A 24976-nucleotide genomic window follows, 5' to 3' on the forward strand; every position below is an offset into this window, starting at 1 on the left:
ACCTTCGACGAAGGCACATCGACATTCAGCGTCCGCGGCAACACACCACGACGCATCGCCATGACCATCTTGATGATCCCCGCAACACCGGCAGCCGCCTGCGTATGACCGATGTTCGACTTCAACGAGCCCAACCACAACGGCCGGTCCCCCGGCCGGTCCTGACCGTAGGTCGCCAGCAACGCCTGCGCCTCGATCGGGTCACCCAGTACCGTGCCTGTGCCGTGCGCCTCCACCACATCGACCTGATCACCCGAGAGCCGGGCATTCGCCAGCGCCTGCCGGATCACCCGCTGCTGCGACGGACCGTTCGGAGCCGTCAGACCGTTCGACGCACCGTCCTGGTTGATGGCCGAGCCACGGATGACTGCGAGCACCTGGTGGCCGTTGCGGCGGGCGTCGGAGAGGCGCTCGACGAGGAGCATGCCGACGCCTTCGGACCAGCCGGTGCCGTCCGCGCCGTCCGCGAAGGGCTTGCAGCGGCCGTCGGCGGCCAGGCCGCCCTGGCGGCTGAACTCTATGAACGAGCCGGGGCCCGCCATGACGGTCACACCGCCCGCGAGCGCCAGGTCGCACTCCCCCGCCCGCAGCGCCTGGGCCGCCAGGTGCAGGGCGACCAGCGAGGACGAGCAGGCCGTGTCCACCGTCACCGCCGGGCCCTCCAGGCCCAGGATGTAGGACACCCGGCCGGAGGCCACACTGCCTGCGGTGCCGGTGCACACATATCCCTCGGCCGCGCCGAGGGCGGCGCCCATGTCGCCGGCGTAGTCGTGGTTCATGAGGCCGACGTACACGCCGGTCCGGGTGCCGTGCAGGGAGCGCGGGGTGATGCCGGCGCGCTCCAGGGTCTCCCAGGAGGTCTCCAGGACGAGGCGCTGCTGCGGGTCCATCGCCAGGGCCTCGCGCGGCTTGATGCCGAAGAAGGGGGCGTCGAACTCGGCGGCGTCGTGCAGGAATCCGCTGTCACGGACGTACATCGTGCCCGGGTGTTCCGGGTCGGGGTGGTAGAGGGCGGTCAGGTCCCAGCCCCGGTCCTCGGGGAAGGGGGTGATGCCGTGGCCGCCGTCGGCGACCATCTTCCAGAGGTCGTCCGGCGAGGTGATGCCGCCGGGGAGCCGGCAGCCCATCGCGACGATCGCGATCGGTTCGTCGGGGGCGGTGGTGCGCTCCGCCGGGGTGTCCGAGGCACCCGTACCCGTACCCGTGCTGGTCAGGAGCGTGTGGAGGTGGCGGGCGACGGCGGCCGGGGTGGGGTGGTCGAAGGCCAGGGTGGCCGGGAGGACGAGGCCGGTGGCGGCCGTCAGGCGGCTGCGGAGCCGGACGGCCGCCTGGGAGGTGAAACCGAGGTCCTTGAACGCCCGGTCGGGTTCGATCTCGTCCGTCGTGGGCAGTTGGGCGACCTCGGCGGCCTCGGTGCGGACGAGGTCGAGGAGGCTCCGCAGCCGCTCCTCCTCGGTGTGGTCCGCGAGTTCGTCGCGCAGTCGCCGGACCGTTGCGGGTTCGGGGGCGGCTGACTGCGGCGCGGGCTCGGCCGTCGCGGTGGCGTCGGGGTCCGCGACGAGGCTGTGTTCGCCGTCCAGCAGCAGTGCGGCGTCGAGCGCGGCCGTGCGTGCGCGGCCCGTCAGCCCGGCTCCGGTGGTCAGGGCGAGAGCGGGCAGGCCACGTACGTGGCGCTGGGCGGCGAAGGCGTGTGCGAAGGCCTCGGCGGCGGGGGCCGTGCCCGGCGGGGCGATGAGCAGCAGGCGGGCGGGGCCGGCGATGTGCTGGAGGGGCAGGGTGGTGTCGACGGCGGCGCGCAGCCCGGCGGGAAGGGTGTGCACCACGAGGGAGAGCGGGTGCGGGATCAGGGCGGCGAGAGCGGCCGGGTCCGCTGGGTCGACGGCGGCGAGATCGACCGCGGCGGCGGTGATCTCGGCTCCCGTGTCCGCCAGTTCGGTGCTCAGGGCCGTCACCGTGTGTTCCTCGCCGGCGTACGGCAGCAGGACGCGTCGTACGCCGTGGGCGGTGACGAGGTGACGGACGAGGTCGGCCGTGGCCGGGTTGTCGGCGCCGGTGACCAGGACCGTGCCCCGGGGGTCGAGCGGGCTGTCGGAGGATGTCCCGGACCCGATGTGGGCGATGTCGCGCAGTCCGGGGACGAGAACCCGGCCGTGGCGGACGGCGCCCTCGGTGACGCCGCTGTCGACGGCGTCGAGGAGCGCGAGCAGGTCCTGGTCCTCGGGGGCGGGCGCTTCCAGGTCGATGCGGGTGCAGCGGCCGGGCTGGCTGTCGTCGAGGGGGCGCAGGGCGCCGCGTGCCGCTGCGTGTGCCGGGTTGCGGAGCGGGTCGCCGGGGCCGGTGGAGACGGCGCCGTGGGTGACCACGACGACGCGGGTGGTCCGGAGGGCGTCGCACACGAGGAGTTCGTCGACCGCCGTGGTCAGCTCGTCCGTGACGGTGACCGGATCGGTGACCGGGGCTGTCGCCGGGTCGGTGTGCGCTACGGGAAGGAGGAGGACCCGGTCGGGCGCCGGAGCGCCGGCGGCCAGGTCCGCGGTGAGCGAGGCCACGTCGGGATACGTACGTACGGTGGCGCCCGCCTTCCGCAGCGCGGACGCCGGCCTGCCCCCGGACACGGGCTCCGCCCCGGCCGGTTCGAGTACGGCCCAGCTCCCCGGTGCGTCGGCGGCGGTCCGGCTGCCGGTCCGGGCAGGGAGGGGGGACCACCGGGGGCGGTGGAGGACGTGGTCCGCGGTGGACGTGGCCAGGAGACGGGCGGGGTGGTCGAGGAGGGCGTGGCGGGTGATCTTGCCCGAGGCGGTACGGGGGATGCGGGCGACGGCGTGGAACTCGTGCGGGGCCTTGAAGTACGAGAGGTGGGTCCGGCAGGCTGCGAGGAGCTCGGCGGGGGCGGGCAGTCCGTCGGGGCCGGGGACGAGGAAGGCCACAGGGACTTCGCCGAGTACGGTGTCCGGCTTTCCGGTGACGGCGGCGTCCGCGACGCCGGGCACGGCACGCAGGACGTCCTCGACCTCGGTGGGGTGGATGTTCTCGCCGCCGCGGATGATGAGTTCCTTCAGACGGCCGCTGATGGTGAAGTGGCCCGACGGGGCGCGGCGGGCCAGGTCGCCGGTCCGGTACCAGCCGTCGGTGAGGACTTCGGCGGTGGCCTCGGGCCGGTTGTGGTAGCCGGCCATCACGTTGGGGCCCTTGACCCAGATCTCGCCCTCGGCGCCGGGTGCGCTGTCCCGTCCGGTGCCGGGATCGACGAGTCGTACGTCGAGGCCGGGGACGGCCGGGCCGCAGGAGCCCTCGACGCGGGGGCCGGTGGCGGTGTTCATGGTGATGGCGCCGCAGGCCTCGGTGCTGCCGTAGAGGTTGAGCAGCGGTACGCCGTACGCGGTTTCGAAGGCCGTCTGGAGCGCGACGGTCGTGATCGCCCCGGCGACCAGGCAGGTGCGCAGGCCGGTGCCGCGGAGGGACTGTCCGTCGGCGGCGTCGACGAGGTGCTGGTAGAGGGCGGGGACGCCGGCGAGGAAGGTGGCGGACTCCTCGCGTACGGCGGCCGCGACGTCCTCGGCCGAGAAGCCGTCGAGGATGCGGGCGGTGGCGCCGACCGCGGTCACGCCGACGACGCACGCGATGTGGGAGAAGCTGTGGAAGAGCGGGAGCGGCCAGACGACCCGGGCCTCGGCGGAGAGTCCCGCGATCGGCGCGTACGAGGCGGCGACGGACCACAGGGCGCTCCGCTGGGTGGAAAGTACGCCCTTGGGTTTGCCGGTGGTGCCGGAGGTGTACAGCTGCCAGGTGATGTCGTCCAGGCCGAGGGAGTCCCGGGCGGGGGCGGCGGGTTCGGTGGTGGCGAGCGTCTCGTAGCAGACGGTGCCGGGGCCCGGTGCGGCGTCCGGGAGGGCGGTGTCCGGCACGACGACGAGGACGGGCTCCGCGTCTCCGGCGCTCCGGGCGCGCCGGATCCGGGCGATGTGTGCGGAGTCGGTGATGACGGCGCGGGCGCCGCTGTCGGCGAGGATGTGGGCGAGCTCGGTGTCGGCGGAGTGCGGGTTGACGGGGACGCCCACGGCCGCGGCGCGGATCGCCGCGAGATAGCTCTCGACGGTCTCGACCCGGTTGCCGAGCAGGATCACGACGCGGTCCCCGGGTTCCAGTCCGAGGGCCGCCAGGTGTCCGGCGATCCGGCCGGTGCGCTGCTCCAGGCCGGCGTACGTGACGGCCCTGCGCGCGTCGCGGAATGCCTTCTTCCCGCCGGACCGTTCGGCGTGCTCCCGAAGAATTTCAGGGAATGGGCGGATCAGCTCGGCACGCAGCATGTCACCATATCCGTCTCTCGATTCGGCCCTTCTTGGCCCTCGCACACCGAGCGGCGGACTCCGGCCCGGAGTGTTGCGGACAGTGTGATCCGCCCGGGTACGGGGCTGAACCCCTGTCACCCCCTGTGCTGCCCCTGCGGGTTCATTCCGAGGACATCGATCCGCAGGTCCGCGGGGAATCCGGCGTCCGGTCCGCCCACCCTTCGGGCGAACTCGGTGAGGGCGGCGAGCTGTCGTGGACCGAAATCGAAGTCGAGTCCGTTGAGGTAATAGTCCTTCAGCGTCTCCGAGGTGAACTCCTCCCATTCGGCGGCCTGTTCGCAGATCAGGTCGATCTCCTGGAGGGAGAGATCCCGCGCGATCCTGAGGTCCTCGTGGACACGGCGTACGATTTCGGGTTCGCGGGCCAGGAATTCCCGCCGGACGGCCATGACGGCGAACACGAACGGCAGTCCCGTCCAGTCCCGCCACATGCCGCCGAGGTCGTGGACTCGCAGGCCGAGCCGGGGGGCCTCGTACAGGGCGGCGCGCAGCGCGACATCGCCGATGAGCACGCCGGCCCGGGCGTCGCGCATCATCACGCCGAGGTCGGGCTCGGTGACCTCGTACTGTGGCTTCACTCCGATCTGTTCGCCGAGCAGCAGCTGGGCGAGGCGGACGGAGGTGCGGCTGGCGGAGCCGAGTGCGACCTTCGCACCGTCGAGTTCGTCGAGCGGTACCTTGCTGAAGATCAGGCAGGACTGGACGTCGCCGTCGCTGCCGATCGCGATGTCCGGCAGGACGACCAGGTCCTCGGCATGCTTGAGGTACTCGAAGACACTGATCGGACCCATGTCCAGCCGGCCCTCGGCCAGGGCGGCGCTGAGGATCTCGGGGCTCGCCCTGGTGACGTCGAGGTCGAGCAGGCTGCCGGTCTTCGCGAGGCCCCAGTACAGGGGCAGGCAGTTGAGGAACGAGATGTGGCCGACGCGGGGACGGCTCCGCTTGAACGCCGCCGCCCGCCCGACTTCACCGAACTCCATTCCGGCGAATGTTCCATCCGCGTAATCCAGCGATCCGGGGAGCTGCGAAGGGCCTATTTCTGTCGTCTGTGCACTCAAGGTCATCAACGCTTCCGATTGCTCGAATTATGAATCCTTGACCGCGGCCGACAGGCTGCCGGAGATTGTTTTTGGCGTATTTATCGGCCGCCGCCAAGAGCTGAGATCCCGGCCACCGTAGCGCGGCTCGCAGAGCGAACTCGGGTTTCCGATGTGGCACCAAGTGGCCTTGCAGCAAGTGGCCTTCGACGGTAGGGGTGACCCCCTACCGATAAGGGTTGCCCGCGTTTCGGGGCGCTCGTAGCCTGCTCGAAAAGCACTTGGCATTCGCTCACGACATCTCGACAACGAATGGAGACTTATGTCTTCCCATACGGAGGTGGCAAGCATCGTCGATCCGGTCTTGCACCTGGACGATGCGGAGAAAGCCGAACTCACCGCCCTGGCCGAGGAGCTGTCCGGTACGGCTCCCCACCTGATCGACGACCCCCGCTGGATCGCCGCCGCCCGCGCACTGTCGAGCGAGCTGCCGTCCGGGTTGCGGGCGCGGCTGCGGGAGTTCACCTGGGATCCGGGGACCGACGCGATGCTGCTGCTGCGCAATCTGCCGCGGCACGCGCCCGGCGAGACACCGGCCACGCCGTCCGTCGTCGGCTCGGTGCAGCGCACCGCCACTGTGCCGGCCGCGGCCCTCGCACTCATCGGCATGGCGCTGGGCGAGGTGGTCGCCTTCGACAAGGAGAAGTCCGGCGCCCTGGTGCAGGACGTGGTCCCGGTGCCCGGTATGGAGAGCTTCCAGGGCAACGCGGGCTCCACCAAGCTGAACATGCACACGGAGAACGCCTTCCACCCGCTGCGCCCGGACTTCGTCGGCCTGATGTGCGTACGCAACGACCATGCGAACGTGGCGAAGCTGCGGATCGCGTCGGTGCGCCGCATCGTGCCGCTGCTCCCGGAGCCGGTCCGGTCGATCCTTCACGAGCCGCGCTTCACGATCGCCGCGCCCGCGTCGTTCGGCATGCCGCCCGGCAGCGAGGAACCGCGCCCCGTCCTGACCGGCAGCGTCGACGACCCGGATCTGACGGTCGACTTCAGCAGCACGACGGCGCTGGACGACGCCGCGGCCGACGCGCTGCTCCTGCTGGAGAAGGCAGTCGACCACAGCTACCAGGAACTCCTGCTGGCGCCGGGCGACCTCGCACTGGTCGACAACCGGATGGCGTTGCACGGCCGGAACGCGTTCCAGCCGCGCTATGACGGCGCTGACCGCTGGCTCCAGCGGATTTTCGTACACATCGACCACCGGAGGTCGCGTGCGTCGCGGCCGGACGGCGGCCAGGTGCTGCAGAGCTCGGCGCCCGGCCCGCTGAACACTCCGGAACCGCTGAACACCAAGGAGAGGTAGCAGACCATGCCCATCGGGGCGGACCCCACCATCTACAGCCGGCCGGTCTCCCCCATGGAGGCCTGGTTCCTGGTCTATCCGGACTCGGTGCCCGGTGTCATGCATCTGTTCGTGCAGGGAACCGGGCTCGTCAGCCGGCCCGAGCTGGCCGCCGCCGTCGAGCGGGCGGCCGGCTCCTGCCCCGGTACCCGGCTCACCCGCACGGGCATGACCTGGACGGACAGCGGTGAGGCACCGGCCGTGCGGGAGCTGCCCGAGGGCAGCCTGGACCCGGCCGCCGACGCACCGGACCTGCACCGCCCGCTGATGGGCGACGGCGGTCCCACCTGCGAGGTGCTGCTGTCGGGGCACCCCGGTGGTACGCACATCGTCTTCCGCGCCTTCCACGGCGCGCTCGACGGCAAGGGCCTCATGTTCTGGGCCGAAGAGGTGTTCCGGGCGCTGCGCGGTGAGCCGCTGCTCGGAGCGCCGGACGCGGTGAGCGAGGCGCAGCTGCTAGACCGGCTCGACGCGGCGGGAGTGAAGTCCTCCCCCGGTATCCAGGCGGACCTGGACCGGCCGTCCGCGCTGGGCCCCCGGGCCACCGGCGGCGAGAACCGGGGCTTCTTCTGGCGCCGCCGCACCATCGACGGTTCGCACCCCGGTGCGGTCGCCAAGGTGGCGCTCGCCATCGCCCGGGCCCGCGGTGTGCGGACCGGGCGTTTCATGGTTCCGGTGGACCTGCGCCGCTACGCGCCCGAGCTGCGCTCGACGGGCAACCTCACCCACAATCCGCTGTTCGAGGTGGATGCCGACGCGGGGTGGGAGGAAGCACATGAGCGGATGCTGACGCTGCTGGCCGAGGGGCACGACCTGGCGGCCCGCGCCGACACCGTCATGACGACCGTGCCGCTGGACATCCTGCGCCGTCAGATCTCCGAGCTCGACGCATACTCGGCCGCGCAGAACAAGTACTCCGCCCTCGCGACGCTCTCCAACATGGGGAGGATCAGCCCGGACGCGCTGAGCACCGCCGCGTTCCGGGCCACCGATGTGTTCGCTCTGCCGAACTCCGGTCCGGTCGGTCCTCCGGAGGTGGACCTGCTGGAGTTCGACGGCCGTACGGAGATCACCATCGGCTGGCACGACGGTCCCGGGACCGCCCAGCGGGCGGAGGCGCTGCTCGACGCGATCGAGGAGGAGCTGTCGCCCGCGCACCGCAGGGAGTGGGCGGGCAACGCCCCGGCCCTGCCGCTGACCCGGACCGGGACGGTGGTGGAGCAGTTCGAGGCGCAGGCGGCCCGCACCCCGGACGCGATCGCGCTGAACGGGCCGGAGGGGCCGGTCAGTTACGCGGAGCTGAGCCGCAAGGCGGACTCGATCGCGGCGGAGCTGCGGGACCGGGGGCTGGGCCGCGGTTCGGTCGTGGGTCTGGCTGCCGGGCGGACCGTCGCGGCGATGGCGGGCATCTGGGGCGTCCTCAAGGCCGGGGCGGCGTATCTGCCGCTGGACCCGGCCCACCCCGATCAGCGTCTGTCCGGCCTGCTGCGGGACGCCCGGGCGAGCGTGTGCCTGGTCGACCGGGCGCTCGCCAAGCGCGAGCTGGTGCCGGTGGGCTGCGAGGCCGCGGTCCTGGAGGATCTCGCCGACCGCGGGGGCCGCCCGGCCGCCGGCGACGGCGTACGGCCCGGCGATCTCGCGTACATCATCTACACGTCCGGCTCGACGGGCCGCCCCAAGGGTGTGGAGATCGAGCACGCCCAGCTGACGGTGTTCTCCGACTGGGCGATCCGCACCTACGGCGTGGACGACACCACCTGCTACCCGCTCTTCACCTCGCTGGCGTTCGACCTGTCCAACACGGCGCTGTTCCTGCCGCTGCTGGTCGGCGGTTCCATCACCCTGGTCCCGGACGACCTCGACCATGTGGTGCTGCGGGAGATGCTGACCTCCTCGGGGGCCAACGCGCTCAAGCTGACCCCGACCCACCTGGACCTCATCAGCCGGCTGGGGCTGCGGCCCACGGGTTTCCGTACGGTCGTCGCGGGGGGCGAGCTGCTGCGCGGCTCGGTCGCCGCGCGGGCACAGGAGATCTTCGGCCCGCAGTGCCGGATCTTCAACGAGTACGGTCCGACGGAGACGACGATCGGCTGTATGTCCCGCCGGTTCGACCCGGCGCGCGATGCCGAGCTGCCGTCGGTCCCGATCGGCCTGCCGACCCCCGGCACCCACATCCATCTGCTGGACGCGCGCGGCTGCTTCGTGGAGCCGGGCGAGGTCGGCGAGATGTTCCTGGCCGGGGACCAGCTCGCCCGCGGCTACCGGGGCCGCCCGGATCTGAACGCGGAGCGTTTCCTGCGCCTGGCCGACGGCACCCGGGTCTACCGCAGTGGTGACCTGGCCCGGCTGCTGCCGTCCGGCGAGCTGGAGTCGGCGGGCCGTACCGACGAGCAGGTCAAGGTGCACGGCCACCGGGTGGAGCCGGCGGAGATCGCCCACATCCTGGAGGAGCACCCGGCGGTGGCCAGTGCCTTCGTCGCAGGCATGCCGCGCCCGGGGACGACCGACAAGGCGCTGTACGCATGGGTCGTGCTCGACGACATGGAGGTGCCGACCGACACGCTCGCCGCGTACGTGGCCGAGCGGCTGCCGCGCTACATGGTCCCCGGCACGACCCTGGTGATCCCGGAGCTGCCGCTGACGCCGAACGGCAAGGTCGACGTCTCCGCCCTGCCCACGCCGTTCGAGACGTCCGGGGAGCCGCTTGAGGCACCGGAGACGGCCGGGGAGCGTGCGGGTGTCGAGGCGGCCGTCGCGGAGATCTGGTCCGACACGCTGGGCCTGCCGGCGGCCCGGCTGGGCCAGGAGCCGGACTTCCACGCGCTGGGCGGCGACTCGGTGACCCTGCTGACGATGCTGGCACGGGTGGCCTCGCAGCTCGTGCCCCCGGAGCGGGAGAAGGAGTTCATGTCCTACCTGGCGCGCTTCATCGCACGCCCGACGCTCCGGCACGTCGCGGAGGTCGTGGAGAGCCTGCGCTGACGCACCACCGGCGTGGACGCCGTGTCTGTGGGCCCGGTGCGCCGTGCAACTGCCGACGGGGAAGACGTTGACCGTCCGGACGGCAGCCGATGTCTTCCTCGACTCACTCGGCAACCCGAACACGGTCCGGAACTACGGAACCGGGGTGGGCAAGACCGCCGAGCGACTCGGGGAGGCCCGGCCGCCGGCGTCGGTCGCGGACGACGAGATCGGCGCCCGCGCGCCGCTGGACGAGCACACCGCAATGCGAGGGCCGGGCCCGGGCTGGGACCTGCACGAGTACCGCCACGCCTCCCTGACCCGCCTCGGCGAACAGGGCGCGCCGCTGCTCATGCTGATGGCGAAATCCCGGCACAAGAAGCCGGAGAACGTGCGCCGCTATTTCAAGCCCTCCCCGGAAGCGATCGCGCAGCTCACCAGCCTGCTCGCACCTGGCGACCGCAAGCGCTGAGTCTGCCCGGCGGCGAGGCTCGGGGTGGGCGGCGGTACGGCGGTCTCACGCTGCGGTCGATCTTCAGGCCGCGGGCATGAGCCCATGGGCCGTTCGGCCCAGCACCGGAAGCCATGCTCCCGATTTCCCTCGAAGGCGTTCCTCATCCACGCTGGAATTGCGGAAGCCGGCCGAAGGAAGTGATCGGCATGATGTGGTACGACGGCGGCTGGGGCGGGGGCGGCTGGTTTGTCATGACCGCGGTCATGGTGCTGTTCTTCGCACTGGTGATCGCCGGCATCGTTGCCCTTGTCCACTACCTGACCAGCGCCCACCGGCCCGGCTCGCCTCCTCCCTCCGGCGAGCACGGGTGGGGAGGCAGGCGAGCAGAGGACCTGCTCGCCGAGCGGTTCGCCCGCGGGGAAATCGACGAGGACGAATACAAACGTCGCCTCGCGCTGCTGCGGGAACAGCGGTGAACGCGGACCGCCGGCGCCGGTGGTGGCTGGTCCTGGCCGGTGCCGCCGCGGCGCTGCTGCTGGGCATTGCCACGACAGCGCTGTTGGCCACTACCGGCGCCTTCCACGGTCCACACCCCGCCAACTGGAGGGCGCCGAGCGCCGCGCGGTGCACAGCGCCCCCGTTGCCGGGCCAGGTGGTGGAGGTGACCTTGGCCGACATGGGCCCCGGCATGATGAGCCGCCCCAGCGGTCCGGGCCCCGGGGGCGGAATGCGCCTGATCGCTCACCCCACCACCGTCACGGCCGGAACAGTGTCGCTGCGCGCGGTCAACGCCGGATACCTCACACACGAGGTGATGGTGCTGCCCCTGCCCGCGGACCAGGTCCCGGGACAGCGGCCTACCGGTGCGGACGGGCGCATCGACGAGGCAGGCAGTCTCGGCGAGGCCTCACGCAGCTGCGGCGCGGGCGCGGGTGACGGCATCGCCCCGGGAACGACCGGATGGATCACACTCACGCTGCGGCCCGGCCACTACGAGCTGGTCTGCAACGTCCCCGGCCACTACCTGGCCGGCATGTACACCGAACTCGACGTCATCGGCCGCTAGACCCTGTCGTCAAACTGCCGTCGTCGCCCGGAGGGCGACCGCGCGGCGCCTGGTGTGTGCGATCGCAAGGCGCCGGAATGGTCTCGGAGCGCCCGAGGCTACTGGCGGCTTCCGACAAGCAACGACGCCGGTGCGCGTGCCGGACACCTCGCGTCAGGCAGGATTTGCAGGCACGGTCTACAGGCCCTGGTCGTTCAGCCACTCCTGGATGCGCTTGGCGACGTCCTCCGAGTGGTCGCCCAGCATCGTGAAGTGGTCACCGGGTACGTCGACCACGTCGTGGGGGTACGGCCACTGGGCGCGCCAGTCGGCGTCCTCGGGGATGGTGCCGAGCGGATCGGCCGCGCGGACCAGGAGGGTGGGTACGTCGAGCGGCTGGGCCTTCCAGTCGAAGAAGAACTGGAGGTACGCCGCCCACGCCGTGGTGCGGTAGTCGTCCATCGGCGTGTACGCACTGTCCCGTTCGACCATCCCGTCGAGCATCTGCGGGATCCAGTTGACGAGCACCTCGCTGTCGACGGGGTAGCTGTCCATGAGGACCACGGCCTCGGGGGCGCGGCCCTGCCTGGCCAGTTCCAGCGAGAGGACGTTGGCGACCATGGCACCGCCGGAGTGGCCGGTGAGGACGAACGGGCGGTCGCCGACGGTCCGCAGGACCGTGTCCGCGTGGGTACGCAGCAGTGTGTCGCGGCTCGCGGGCAGGTCCTGGCCGGCCCCGAACCCGGGATGCGGGAGGGCGTAGACGTCCCGCACCCCGCGGAAGCCCGCCGCCAGGCGCGCGTACTCGTGGGCGCCGGACAGCATCGACATGGTGCAGCAGCTGATCAGCGCGGGGCGCGCCGCCTCCTCCCCGCCGGTCCGGCCCAGCGGGACCGCGCGGTGCGGTGTCTCCAGGCTCGTGTGGTCCTCGTAGGTCGGGCGGAAGGAGGCCAGGTTGATCAGCAGTTCCGTGTACTCCACGGGCCTGCCGATGTCCCGGCTTTGCCGGAAGAGCTGCCCGAGCAGGCCGTTGGCGCCCGGCTGCGGGGGCTCGTCCGCGGCCTCGTCGCCGCCGGCCCCGGCCTCGGCACCGAGCAGCCGCTCGGCGAGGTGGCGGGCGAGCCGGACCGGGGTGGAGTGGTCGAACAGCAGGGTCGGCGACAGGGTGACGCCGAGGACTTTCTGAAGGTTGTTGCGCATCCTGAGCGCGGTCAGGGAATCGAAGCCCTGCTCAAGGAAGTTGGTGTCCTTCTCGATGGCGTCGGCCGAGTCGTGGCCCAGGACGGCGGCGGCGTGCTGCGTCACGAGGCCGACGAGCAGCCAGTGCCGCTCGGCGGCCGGTGTGTCCCGCAGCCGCGCGGCGAACTCCTCGCTCGCCTGGGCCGCCTCGTCGTCGTCGATCGTCTCGACCGACTCGCCCGAAGGCGCGGGGGCCGAGAAGAAGGTGCCGGGCGCCGGCGGGGCCGGCCAGTAGTGGGTGCGTTGGAAGGCGTAGGTGGGGAGAGGGACGCGGGTTGCGCCGGTGTTCGCGAAGACGGCCGTCCAGTCGACGGTCGTGCCGTGGCAGTGGGCCTCGGCCAGGGAAGTCAGGAACCGGTCCTGGCCGCCTTCGTGACGGCGCAGGGTGCCGAGGACCGCGGCATCGGCACCGACATTCTCGATGGTGCCCTGGAGACCGATCGCGAGGACGGGGTGGGGGCTGACCTCGATGAAGGCGCTGTGCCCGTCGGCGAGGGCAGCACGGGTGGCCTGCTCGAACTCGACGGTCTCGCGGAGGTTGTCGTACCAGTACCCGGCACCCATCTCCGTACCGTCGAGCAATCCACCGGTGAGGGACGAATACAGGGCCGTACCGCCGGTCTGCGGGGCGATGCCCACGAGCAGCTTCGCCAACTCCGCCTCGATCTCCTCGACGTGGGCGGAGTGCGAGGCGTAGTCGACGTCGATCTTGCGTGCGCGGATGTCGTTGGTGTGGCAGTCGGTGACGAGTTCGTCCAGGGCTTCGGGGTCGCCGGAAACGACCACGGACGAGGGGCCGTTGACGGCGGCGATGGAGATCCGGCCGTCCCAGGCCGCGATCTTCTCCCGGGTCCAGGCGGCGGGCTGGGCCACGGACACCATGCCGCCCCGGCCCGCGAGCGCGATGATCGCCCGGCTGCGCAGGGCCACCACCTTCGCCGCGTCGCCCAGCGACAGAATGCCCGCAACCGCCGCCGCCGCGATCTCACCCTGCGAGTGACCGATGACCGCCGCCGGCTCGACACCGTACGACCGCCACACCTCCGCCAGGGACACCATCACGGCCCACAACACCGGCTGGACCACATCCACGCGGTCCAGACCGGGCGCACCGTCCACACCACGTACGACGTCCAGCAACGACCAGTCGACGTACGGCTCCAAAGCAGCCGCGCACTCGGCCATCCGCGCCGCGAACACCGGCGAGAACTCCAGCAGGCCCACCGCCATCCCGGCCCACTGCGCCCCCTGACCCGGGAACACGAACACGGGGCGGGTACCCCGGCCGGCCAGGCCGGACATGGCTGTGGCCGCGGGGGTTCCCTCGGCGAGCGACTCCAGAGCGGCGACGAAGTCCGCGCGCTCACCGGCCACCACGGCCGCCCGGTGGCTGAAGGCCGTCCGGGTCAGGGCCAGGGAGTAGCCGATGTCCGTGAGGGAGGTCCCGGCGTCCTCGCGTACGCGGTCGAGCAGTCGCCCGGCCTGGGCGCGCAGGGCCTTCTCGGTTTTGGCCGACAGCACCCAGGGGACGACGGAGGCCCCGTCCCCGGTGGCTGCCGTCCTCGGCTCCCGCCCCGGCGTCGCGGGGTCCTCCTCCGGTGCCTCCTCCACGATGAGGTGGACGTTCGTACCGCTCATGCCGAACGAGGAGACGCCCGCCCGGCGTGCCCGGCCGGTCTCGGGCCAGGGCTGCTGCTCGTTGAGCAGCCGGACCGCGCCCGCCGACCATTTGACGTGGGTCGAGGGCTCTTCGGCGTGCAGGGTGCGCGGCAGTATGCCGTTACGGATGGCCATGACCATCTTGATGACGCCCGCGACGCCGGCGGTGGCCTGCGGGTGGCCCATGTTCGACTTCAGGGAGCCCAGCCACAGCGGCCGGTCCTCGGGGCGGCCCTGCCCGTAGGTGGCGAGCAGTGCCTGTGCCTCGATCGGGTCGCCCAGGGTGGTGCCGGTGCCGTGCGCCTCGACGACGTCCACATCGGCCGTGGTCAGGCGGGCGTCGGCGAGGGCCTGGCGGATGACCCGGCGCTGCGCCGGGCCGCTGGGGGCCGTGAGGCCGTTGCTCGCGCCGTCCTGGTTGACGGCGGAGCCGCGGATGACGGCCAGTACCTCGTGTCCGTTGCGGCGGGCTTCCGAGAGCCGCTCCAGGAGCAGCATGCCGGTGCCCTCGGCCCAGCCGGTGCCGTCGGCCGAGTCGGCGAAGGCCTTGCAGCGGCCGTCGGCGGCCAGCCCGCCCTGCTTGCTGAACTCGGCGAAGACGCCGGGAGTGGCGATGACGGCGGCGCCGCCGGCGACGGCGAGCGTGCATTCGCCCTTGCGCAGCGACTGGACGGCCAGGTGGAGCGCCACGGACGACGACGAGCACGCCGTGTCCACGGTGACGGCGGGGCCCTCCAGGCCGAAGGCGTAGGAGATGCGGCCGGAGAGCACACCACCGGCGGTGCCGGTGAGCAGGTACGACTCGCTGCCCTGGGCGTCGCCGTACATGGTCGCGCTGTACCCGGAGGCCGAGCAGCCGACGAAGACGCCGGTGGGTGTCCCCTTCAGCGCGGTCGGGTCGAAGCCGCCGCGTTCGAGGGCCTCCCAGGTGGCCTCCAGCAGCAGGCGCTGCTGCGGGTCCATGGCCAGGGCCTCGCGCGGGCTGATGCCGAACGGGGCCGGGTCGAAGCACGGGGCGTCGTGGACGAAGCCGCCCTCCAACGAGGGCGGTGCGTCCGCCGGTTCGTCGGGGCCGCGCAGCCACGCCGGGTCCCAGCCCCGGTCGGTGGGAACGGCCGAGACGGCGTCCCGGCCGTCGAGCACGAGCTGCCACAGCGCCTCCGGGGAGTCGGCGCCGCCGGGCAGCCGGCAGCTCATCCCGACGATGGCGACGGGTTCGGTCGACGCGTCGGCCAACCGCTGGTTCTGCAGTTTCAGCCGCTCGTTGTCCACGAGGGCGGAGCGGAGCGCCTCGACGATCTGGTCGGCACCTGAGTCCATCAGCTGTTCCCCCTGTACGTTCGAGCCCTCATGCGCTCTTCGTCTCCATTGCCATGCGGATCAGCTCCTGGACGTCCATGGCCTTGATCTCGTCGCTGCGGTCGGTGCGGTCACCGTCGACGCGATCGTCGCCGGCCTGATCGGCGGCCGGGACGCCGTCCGGGTCGTCCGCCCCGGCGGCCGTGTCCGGCAGCAGTTCGTGGCGGATGCGCTCGGCGAGCGTCTCGGGCGACGGCTCGTCGAAGACGATCGTCGACTCGAGGTCGAGCCCGGTCGCCTCGTTGAGGCGATTGCGCAGTTCGATGCCCATCACGGAGTCGAATCCGAGGTCGCGGAAGGCGCGGTCCGGTTCGATCGCGTGGGCGGAGGCATAGCCGAGCACCTGGGCGGCCTCGGCCCGCACCAGCTCCTGGAGGATCCTCCGCTGTTCGTCGGCCGGTGCGGAGACCAGTCGTGCGTGCAGGGCCGCGGAAGCTTCCTGGGCCCCTTCCGGAGCCTGGTCGGTGTCCGCCGTGGCCCGGCCGCCGGGCCGCGGGTCGTACAGCTCGCTCAGCAGCCGGCTGGGGCGCAGGGCGGTGAACGAGGGCGCGAACTTCTCCCAGGCCACATCGGCCACGGTGACGCATGCCTCGTCCAGGGCGAGTGCCCGGTCCATGGCAGCGATGGCGGTGTCCGGGTCCATCAGGGTCAGGCCCCGGCGCTCCAGCTGCTCCACGGCCTCGCCCTGGGCGAGACCGCCGCCGGCCCAGGGGCCCCAGGCGAGGGAGGTGGCGGCCAGGCCGCGGGCTCGGCGTTCCTCGGCGAGGCCGTCGAGGTAGGCGTTGGCCGCGGCGTAGCCGCCCTGCCAGCCGCTGCCCCAGGTGGCCGAGATGGAGGAGAAGAGGACGAAGGCGTCCAGGTCGGCGTCCGCGAAGACGGCGTCGAGGTTGGCCGCGCCGGTCACCTTGGCGTCCAGGACGCCGGCCAGCTCCTCCGGGGTGATGGCGGCGAGGGCGGTGGCCTGTCCGACTCCCGCGGTGTGGACCACGGAGCGGACCGGTGTGCCCTCGGCCTCCAGCGAGCGGGCCAGTTCGGTGAGTGCCGTGCGGTCGGTAGCGTCGCAGGCGAAGACCGTGGCGCGGGCGCCCAACTCCTCGATTTGTGTGCACAGTTCGGCGGCCCCGGGGGCATCCGTGCCGCGTCGGCTGGTGAGGACGACGCGATCGGCACCACCGGCGGCGGCCCAGCGGGCCACCCTGGCGCCGAGTCCGCCGGTACCGCCGGTGATCAGTACGGTGCCGCGTACGGTCCAGCCGGAGTCCGGGCCGGTCCGGCCGCGCACCACGCGGCGTACGAAGGTCCCTTCGGCGCGGATCGCGGCCTGGTCCTCGCCGTCGGTACCGGCGAGGAGGGCGGCGGCCCGGTCCCAGGCCGCGGTGTCGAGGGTCTCGGGCAGGTCGATCAGACCGCCCCAGCACTTCGGGTGCTCCAGGGCCACCACCCGGCCCAGGCCCCAGACCTGGGTCTGGGCGGGACTGCGCAGCGGGTCGGCCGGCGCCGTGGAGACGGCGCCCCGGGTGAAGGCCCACAGCGGCGCCTGGACACCGGCCTCGCCGAGCCGCTGGACGAGGGCGAGCGTGTCGGCCAGACCGGGGGCCACGCCCCGGTCGAGGGCCGTGTCGTCGAGTCCCAGCAGGGAGAGGACGCCGACGGCGTCGGTGTACGCGGAGAGGTCGGTGGCGCCGTTCTCCAGCGGGGCGACCTCGGCGCCGGCCGACTTCAGGCCCTGTTCCGCCCACTCGGCGAGCTCGGTGGTGGCGAGCGACGCGGGGACGGCCAGCAGCCAGCGGCCGGAGAGCGTGGTACCGGAGGTGGGCGTGGCGAAGGGGTGCCAGGCCGCCTCGTAACGCCAGTTGTCCACGATGTCCTGTCGGCGCCGTCGGTGGCGCCAGGTGGACAGGGCCGGGAGGGCGTCCTTGAGCGGGACGTCACCGGTCAGGCCGATTCCGGCCAGGAGGGCCGTGAGGTCGCCTGAGTCGATGGCTTCCCACAGCGCCGTGTCGACCGCGTGCTCGGCGGGTGCGGCAGCCGGAGCGGGAAGCACCAGCTGCTCGGGGGCCTGCGGCCAGTACCGCTGACGGTCGAAGGCGTAGGTGGGCAGGTCGACGCGCCGGGCGCCGGTACCGGCGTAGAACCGGCTCCAGTCCAGGGTCGCGCCGTGCACATGGGCGGCGGCGATCGCGCCGATGACGCTGCGCGGCTCGTCGAGGGCCTTGCGCAGTGCGGGGATCAGTGTCTTCTTGCGGGGGTCGACGAGGCAGTCCTGGCCGATCGCGGCGAGCGCGCCGCCGGGGCCGAGTTCCAGGTACGTGGTGACGCCCTGGGTTTCGAGGTGGCGGATTCCGTCGAGGAAGCGGACTGCCTGGCGGACGTGGTCCACCCAGTAGTCGGCGGTCAGCAGCTCCTCACCGGCGAGCTCGCCCGTGAGGTTGGAGACGATCGGGAGCTTCGGTGCGTGGAAGGTCAGGTTCTCCGCGATGGCCTTGAACTCGGTCAGCATGGGTTCCATGCGCGGCGAGTGGAAGGCATGGCTGACGCGGAGGCGCTTGGTCTTCTCGAAGCCGGACGCGATCGCGAGCACGGCGTCCTCGCCACCCGAAATGACCACAGCCTTCGGGCCGTTGATCGCGGCGATCGAGACGTCCTCGGTGAGCAGAGGCAGGATCTCCGCCTCGGTGGCCTGGATGGCGACCATCGCTCCGCCGGTGGGCAGCGCCTGCATCAGGCGGCCCCGGGCGGCGACCAGGGCGGCCGCGTCCTCCAGGGACCAGACGCCCGCCACGTGTGCGGCGGCCAGTTCACCGATCGAGTGACCGAGGAGGTACTCCGGGGTGACACCCCAGTGCTCCAGCAGCCGGAACAGTGCGACCTCGATCGCGAAGAGACCCGCCTGGGTGTACATGGTCTGGTCGATCAGCTCCGAACCGCAGAACACCACATCCTTGACCGGCTGGTCGAGGTACTTGTCGAGTTCCGCGCAGACCCCGTCGAAGGCGTCCGCGAACACCGGGTACGCCTCGTACAGTTCACGGCCCATACCGGCCCGCTGCGACCCCTGACCCGAGAACAGGAACGCCGTGCGACCGGTGGCCGCCTGGCCCTTCACCACGCCCGCGGCCGTCGCCCCGGCGGCCAGGACCTCCAGGCTGCGCAGGAGCTCGGCGCGGTCGGCCGCCACCACGGCGGCCCGGCGCTCCAGTTGGGCCCGGTGCGTGGCCAGCGAGTGGCCGATGTCGACGAGCGAGGAGCCGCCGTCCTCACGGATGCGGGCGAGGAGCCGCTCGGCCTGGCCTGCCAGGGCCTGGTCCGACCTGGCCGACAGCACCAGCGGGACCAGCGGTGGCAGCGTCGTGGGCGACGGGTCCGGATCGGCGGCCTGCTCCTGCCCGGTCGGTGCCTGGGCGAGGATCACGTGCGCGTTGGTACCGCTGATGCCGAAGGAGGAGACGGCGGAACGGCGCGGGCGGTCACCCGTCTCGGGCCAGTCCCGGTTGCCGGTGAGCAGCTCGACCGCGCCGGCCTCCCAGTCCACCTGGGTGGAGGGCCGGTCGACGTGCAGGGTCTTCGGGAGTACGCCGTGGCGCATGGCCATGACCATCTTGATGACGCCCGCGACACCGGCCGCGGCCTGCGTGTGGCCGATGTTCGACTTGATCGAGCCGAGCAGCAGGGGCTGCCCGCCCTCGGCGCGCTCACGGCCGTACGTGGCGAGCAGGGCCTGCGCCTCGATGGGGTCGCCCAGCGTCGTGCCCGTACCGTGTGCCTCGACCGCGTCGACTTCGCCACCGGACAGGCCGGCGTTGGCGAGGGCCTGGCGGATGACCCGCTGCTGGGACGGGCCGTTGGGTGCGGTCAGGCCATTGGACGCGCCGTCCTGGTTGACGGCGGAGCCGGCCACGACGGCGAGGACCTGGTGGCCGTTGCGGCGGGCGGTGGAGAGCCGCTCGACGAGCAGGACGCCCACGCCCTCGCCCCAGCCGGTGCCGTCTGCGGAGTCCGCGAACGCCTTCACCCGGCCGTCGGCGGCGAGCACGCCCTGCTGGCTGAACTCCAGGAACACGCCCGGGGTGGACATGACGGTGACGCCGCCCGCGACGGCGAGTTCGCATTCGCCGGTCCTCAGTGCCTGGACGGCCCAGTGCAGTGCGACGAGCGAGGAGGAGCAGGCCGTGTCGACGGAGACCGCGGGGCCCTCGAAGCCGAGGGTGTAGGCGATGCGTCCGGAGAGCACGCTGGCGGAGCTGCCGGTGGCCACATAGCCCTGGACGCCCTCGGTGGAGCCGATCAGCAGGTTGGCGTAGTCCTGGCCGTTGGTGCCGACGAACACTCCGGTACGGCTGCCCTTGAGCGAGGTCGGGTCGATGCCGGCCCGTTCGAAGGCGTCCCAGGCGGTCTCCAGCAGCAGCCGCTGCTGCGGGTCCATGGCGAGGGCCTCGCGCGGCGAGATCCCGAAGAAGGCGGGGTCGAACTCGCTGATGGCATCGATGAATCCGCCTTCGCGGACGTGCGAGGCGCCGGGCTTGTTCGGGTCGGCGTCGTAGTACTGCTCCAGGCTCCAGCCGCGGTCGCCCGGGAGCGGCGAGATCGCATCGGTGCCCGTGGCGAGCAGGTCCCACAGCTGTTCGGGCGAGCTCACGCCGGCCGGGAAGCGGCAGCCCATGCCCACGATCACGACGGGGTCGTCGGCGTCGGCCGGGACGGCCGGGGCGGTGACGGCCCCGGCGGCCGAGGCGCTCGCGGTGGGGGCCAGCTCCGCGTGCAGGAAGGCGGCCAGCTCGTTGGGGGTCGGGTAGTCGAAGACCAGGGTGGCCGGCAGGCGGAGCCCGGTGGTGGCGGCGAGCAGGTTGCGCAGTTCGACGGCGGTCAGGGAGTCGAAGCCGAGCTCCCGGAACGCCTTGCCCGGCTGCACGTCGTCGTCGGACCTGTGGCCGAGCACCGCGGCGGCCTGCCCGCGCACCAGGTCCAGCAGCATCCGGGTGCCGTCGGCGGGCGAGAGTTCGGCCAGCCGGGCGGCGAGCACACCGGTGCTGCCGGTGTCGGCGGCGGGGGCGGCCGGGGCGGTGAACGTGGCGGCGGCCCGGCGTACGTCGTCGATGTCGCCGATGAGCGCGGCCCGGCCGGTGGCCAGCCGGCCCGGCGCGAGCACGGCCCAGTCGATGTCGGCGATGGCGGCACAGGCCTCGCCGGCCGCGACGGACTTGGCCATCACGGCGACCGCGACCTCGGGGTCCATGGCGGGCATGCCGCCGCGCTCCATGCGCTGGGCGATGAGCGGGTCGGTGGCGAGGCCACCGCCGCCCCAGGCACCCCAGGCGATGGAGGTGGCCGGGAGGCCGAGGGAGACGCGGTGGTGGGCGAGGGCGTCGAGCAGCGCGTTGGCGGAGGCGTAGTTGGCCTGGCCCGCATTGCCGAACGTCCCGGCCAGCGAGGAGAACAGGACGAACGCGTCGAGTCCGAGCTCCTGGGTCAGCTCGTGCAGGTGGGCCGCGGCGGTCGCCTTGGCGTCGAGGACCTGCGCGAAGCGGGCGGGGCTCATCGAGGGCAGGACACCGTCGTCGAGCACACCCGCCGTGTGGACGACGGCGGTCAGCGGGTGCTCGGCGGGAACCTGTGCGAGTACGGAGACCAGCGCGTCGCGGTCGGCGACATCGCACGCGGCGACGGTGACCGAGGCTCCCAGGGCGGTGAGTTCGTCGCGCAGTTCGGGCGCGCCGGGGGCGTCGAGGCCGCGCCGACTGGTCAGTACGAGGTGCTCGGCGCCGTTACGGGCCAGCCAGCGGGCGACGTACCCGCCGAGGGCCCCGGTGCCGCCGGTGATCAGGACGGTGCCGCGCGGCGACCACTCGTCCGCCTCGGCGGCGAGCGGTGCGCGGGTCAGCCGGCGGGCCAGCACGCCTGCGGTGCGTACGGCGAACTCGTCCTCGGTGCCGTCACGTCCGGCGAGGAGTCCCACCAGCCGGTCCGCGGCACGCTCGTCCACGACAACGGGCAGGTCGACCAGGCCGCCCCAGGTGGCGGGCTGCTCGATGGCCGCGACCTGACCGAGCCCCCAGACGGCGGCGCGGGCAGGGTCGAGCAGGGTGTCGGCGCCGCTGGTGGCCACCGCGCCGTGCGTGGCGCACCACAGGGGTGCCTCGACACCGGCGTCGTTCAGCGCCTGGACGAGGGTGAGTTCGGCGGCCAGCCCCGCGGGCACGCCCTGGTGGTCACCGTGCGTGCCGTCGGCCAGGGAGAGCAGGGAGAGCACACCGGCCAGGTTCCAGTCACCCGCGAGCAGTCCGGCGAGCTCCTCGCGGTCGGGAGCGCTGCCGGAGACGGTGATGCGGGCGGTCCGGGCGCCGTGCCGGGCCAGGCCCGCTGCGACGGTCTCGACGATCAGGGTGTCGTCGGCGGAGAGGTTCGCGGGTACGGCGAGCAGCCAGCGGCCCGTGAGCGTGGCTTCGAGGGCGCTCGGGAGGGGCTTCCAGGTGACCTTGTAGTGCCAGGCATCCGAGGCCGAGCGCTCGCGGCGGTGGCGGCGCCAGGCGGCCAGGACGGGCAGCACGGTTTCGAGCGAGGCCGCAGTGGGCTCGTCGACACGCCCGAGGGTCTGGGCGAGTGCGTCCAGGTCCTGGTGCTCGATGGCCTCCCAGAAGGCGGCATCGTCCGGGTCGATGGCCTCGACCAGTGCCGCGGCGGGCGAGTCCGGCCAGTAGTGGGCGCGTTGGAAGGCGTAGGTGGGGAGGGGGGTGCGGGTGGCGCCGGTGTCGGCGAAGACGGTCTGCCAGTCGACGGTGGTGCCGTGGACGTGGGCTTCGGTGAGGGAGGTGAGGAAGCGGTCGGGTCCGCCTTCGTCGCGGCGGAGGGTGCCGAGGGTCACGGCGTCGGTGCCGGTGTCCTCGATGGTGCCCTGGAGGCCGAGGGAGAGGACGGGGTGCGGGCTGACCTCGATGAAGACGGTGTGCCCGTCGGCGAGGGCGGTGCGGGTGGCCTGCTCGAACTCGACGGTCTCGCGGAGGTTGTTGTACCAGTAGCCCGCACCCATCTCCGTACCGCTCAGGAGGGATCCGGTGAGAGACGAGTACAGGGCCACATCGCCCGCGCCAGGCGCAATGCCCGCGAGCAGCTCGGCCAGCTCGGTCTCGATCTCCTCGACGTGGGCGGAGTGCGAGGCGTAGTCCACGTCGACCTTGCGCGCGCGGATCTCGTTGGCCTGACAGTCGGTGACGAGCTCGTCCAGGGCTTCCGGGTCGCCCGAAACGACCACGGACGACGGTCCGTTGACGGCGGCGATGGAGATCCGGCCGTCCCAGGCCGCGACCTTCTCCCGGGTCCAGGCGGCGGGCTGCGCCACGGACACCATGCCGCCCCGGCCCGCGAGCGCGATGATCGCCCGGCTGCGCAGGGCCACCACCTTCGCCGCATCGCCCAGCGACAGAATGCCCGCAACCACCGCCGCCGCGATCTCACCCTGCGAGTGACCGATCACGGCCGCCGGCTCGACACCGTACGACCGCCACACCTCCGCCAGGGACACCATCACGGCCCACAACACCGGCTGGACCACGTCGACGCGGTCCAGACCGGGCGCACCGTCCACACCACGTACGACGTCCAGCAACGACCAGTCGGTGTACGGCTCCAAAGCAGCCGCACACTCGGCCATCCGCGCCGCGAACACCGGCGAGGACTCCAGCAGGCCCACCGCCATCCCGGCCCACTGCGCCCCCTGCCCCGGGAACACGAACACCGGACGCACCTCGGCATCCGCCGCAACCCCCCGAACCACACCAGGAGCCGGACCACCCGCGGCAATCGCCTCCAACGCGGCCACGAAGTCCGCACGCCCACCGGCCACCACACCGGCCCGATACTCGAAACGGGACCGGGTCAACGCCAACGAATAACCCAGATCGACCACCGAAAGCCCGGCATCATCACGAACCCGCGCCAGCAGACGACCCGCCTGATCCACCAGAGCCTGCGGCGACTTCGCCGACAACACCCACGGAACAGCCGACAACCCCACCACCGGACGCACGTCCCCCGCAGCCCCCGGAGCTTCCGCAGCTTCCGGAGCTTCCGGGGCCTGTTCCAGGATCACGTGGGCGTTCGTCCCGCTGACGCCGAACGCGGAGACGCCCGCCCGGCGCGGGGCACCGGTCTCGGGCCAGTCGCGGCGCTCGTCCAGAAGGCGTACGTCGCCCTCGGACCAGTCCACGTGGGTTGACGGCTTGTCGATGTGCAGGGTTTGCGGCAGGACGCCGTGCTGCAGGGCCAGGACCATCTTCATGACCCCGGCGACGCCTGCGGCGGCCTGCGTGTGGCCGATGTTCGACTTCAGCGAGCCGAGCCACAGCGGGCGGTCCTCGGGCCGGTCCTGGCCGTAGGTGGCGAGCAGGGCCTGCGCCTCGATCGGGTCACCCAGCGTCGTGCCGGTGCCATGCGCCTCGACGACGTCGACCTGGTCGGCCGAGACCTTCGCGTTGTCGAGGGCCTTGAGGATGACGCGCTTCTGCGACGGCCCGTTGGGGGCGGTGAGGCCGTTGGACGCGCCGTCCTGGTTGACCGCGGAGCCCCGTACGACGGCGAGGACCTTGTGGCCGTTTCGCTGGGCGTCCGAGAGCCGCTCCACGAGGAGCATGCCGACGCCCTCGGAGAAGCCGGTGCCGTCGGCGGCGTCCGCGAAGGCCTTGCAGCGGCCGTTCGTGGCGAGGCCGCGCTGGCGGCTGAAGTCGATGAACATGCCCGGGGTCGCCATGAGGGTCACCCCGCCGGCCAGGGCCATGGAGCATTCGCCGTTGCGCAGCGCCTGGGCGGCCAGGTGCAGGGCGACCAGCGACGACGAGCAGGCAGTGTCGACGGTCACCGCGGGGCCTTCCAGGCCCATCGTGTACGAGATGCGGCCGGAGACGACGGCTGCCGCGCTGCCCGTGCCGAGGTAGCCCTCCAGGCCGGCCTGGTTGCCGACGAGGAGGAGCGGGTAGTCCTGGCCGTTCGTACCGGCGAACACGCCGACCTGGCTGCCCCGCACGGTCTCGGGGTCGATGCCCGCGTGCTCGAAGGCCTCCCATGAGGTCTCCAGGAGGAGCCGCTGCTGCGGGTCCATCGCAAGGGCCTCGCGCGGCGAGATCCCGAAGAACCCCGGATCGAACCCGGCGACTCCGTCGAGGAATCCTCCGTCGGCGACGTAGGAGGTCCCCGTCTGATCGGAGTCGGTGTCGATGATCGATCCGAGGTCCCAGCCCCGGTCGGTCGGGAAGGGCGCCATGGCGTCGGTGCCGTCGAAAACGAGCCGCCACAGATCCGCGGGGGTACGTACACCTCCGGGGAACCTGCAGCTCATGCCGACGATCGCGATCGGCTCCGTGTCACGGGCCTCCCGCTCGCGCAGCCGTTCCTGCGCCGCGTCGAGATCGGTACTGACCCGCTTGAGGAAGTAGCGGAGCTTTTCTTCGTTCGCCACCCTGACGTCCTTTCTTGACGTGT

General features: G+C 72.3%; 8 protein-coding genes and 1 pseudogene. 5 read left to right on the forward strand and 4 right to left on the reverse strand.

The annotated features are described in order from the left end of the window. Nucleotides 1–4307: beta-ketoacyl synthase N-terminal-like domain-containing protein (locus BT364_RS36060; protein WP_143166607.1), on the reverse strand; the 4307-nt coding region annotated here is incomplete at its 3' end. A 116-nt stretch (nt 4308–4423) separates the two neighbouring features. After that, on the reverse strand, nt 4424–5329 hold the full coding sequence (locus BT364_RS36065; protein ID WP_072489401.1) for a menaquinone biosynthetic enzyme MqnA/MqnD family protein: 906 nt from the start codon (nt 5327–5329) through the stop codon (nt 4424–4426). Between the two features lie 397 nt (nt 5330–5726). Here BT364_RS36065 and BT364_RS36070 point away from each other — a divergent pair, with 397 nt between their 5' ends. From BT364_RS36070 to BT364_RS36090, 5 genes are all read left to right on the forward strand, one after another. Further along, nucleotides 5727–6752 carry a TauD/TfdA family dioxygenase gene (locus tag BT364_RS36070; RefSeq protein ID WP_256260380.1) on the forward strand — a complete coding sequence of 342 codons (1026 nt, stop codon included), beginning with the start codon at nt 5727–5729 and terminating at the stop codon, nt 6750–6752. 6 nt (nt 6753–6758) lie between these two features. Then, on the forward strand, nt 6759–9773 hold the full coding sequence (locus BT364_RS36075) for a non-ribosomal peptide synthetase (protein ID WP_072489403.1): 3015 nt from the start codon (nt 6759–6761) through the stop codon (nt 9771–9773). A gap of 67 nt (nt 9774–9840) precedes the next feature. Continuing rightward, a complete protein-coding gene (locus BT364_RS36080; RefSeq protein ID WP_256260381.1) occupies nt 9841–10224 on the forward strand; it encodes a hypothetical protein in 384 nt (127 codons plus the stop codon). 188 nt (nt 10225–10412) lie between these two features. After that, complete coding sequence (locus BT364_RS36085; protein ID WP_072489410.1) at nt 10413–10682, forward strand: SHOCT domain-containing protein; 270 nt, start codon at nt 10413–10415, stop codon at nt 10680–10682. Beyond that, nucleotides 10679–11272, forward strand: a complete 594-nt coding sequence (locus tag BT364_RS36090; protein WP_072489405.1) for a sulfocyanin-like copper-binding protein — start codon at nt 10679–10681, stop codon at nt 11270–11272. The genes BT364_RS36085 and BT364_RS36090 overlap by 4 nt, the downstream gene beginning before the upstream one ends. Before the next feature lie 210 nt (nt 11273–11482). Here the strand turns inward: BT364_RS36090 and BT364_RS36095 are convergent. Beyond that, nucleotides 11483–15454 (reverse strand): annotated as a pseudogene (locus BT364_RS36095) (type I polyketide synthase); the annotation flags it as partial. 43 nt (nt 15455–15497) lie between these two features. Further along, the gene (locus BT364_RS43685; protein ID WP_072489407.1) at nt 15498–24953 is read right to left on the reverse strand and encodes a type I polyketide synthase; all 9456 of its coding nucleotides are present in this window, start codon (nt 24951–24953) and stop codon (nt 15498–15500) included. Nucleotides 24954–24976: the final 23 nt, after the last annotated feature.

Source organism: Streptomyces atratus (assembly GCF_900119365.1).
GTDB lineage: Bacteria > Actinomycetota > Actinomycetes > Streptomycetales > Streptomycetaceae > Streptomyces > Streptomyces atratus_B.

What these genes read in the sequence shown, in the direction of transcription:
- BT364_RS36065 (WP_072489401.1), bottom strand. Translation starts at nt 5,329, where the DNA reads ATGGAGTTCGGTGAAGTCGGGCGGGCGGCGGCGTTCAAGCGGAGCCGT.
- BT364_RS36075 (WP_072489403.1), top strand. Translation starts at nt 6,759, where the DNA reads ATGCCCATCGGGGCGGACCCCACCATCTACAGCCGGCCGGTCTCCCCC.
- BT364_RS36085 (WP_072489410.1), top strand. Translation starts at nt 10,413, where the DNA reads ATGATGTGGTACGACGGCGGCTGGGGCGGGGGCGGCTGGTTTGTCATG.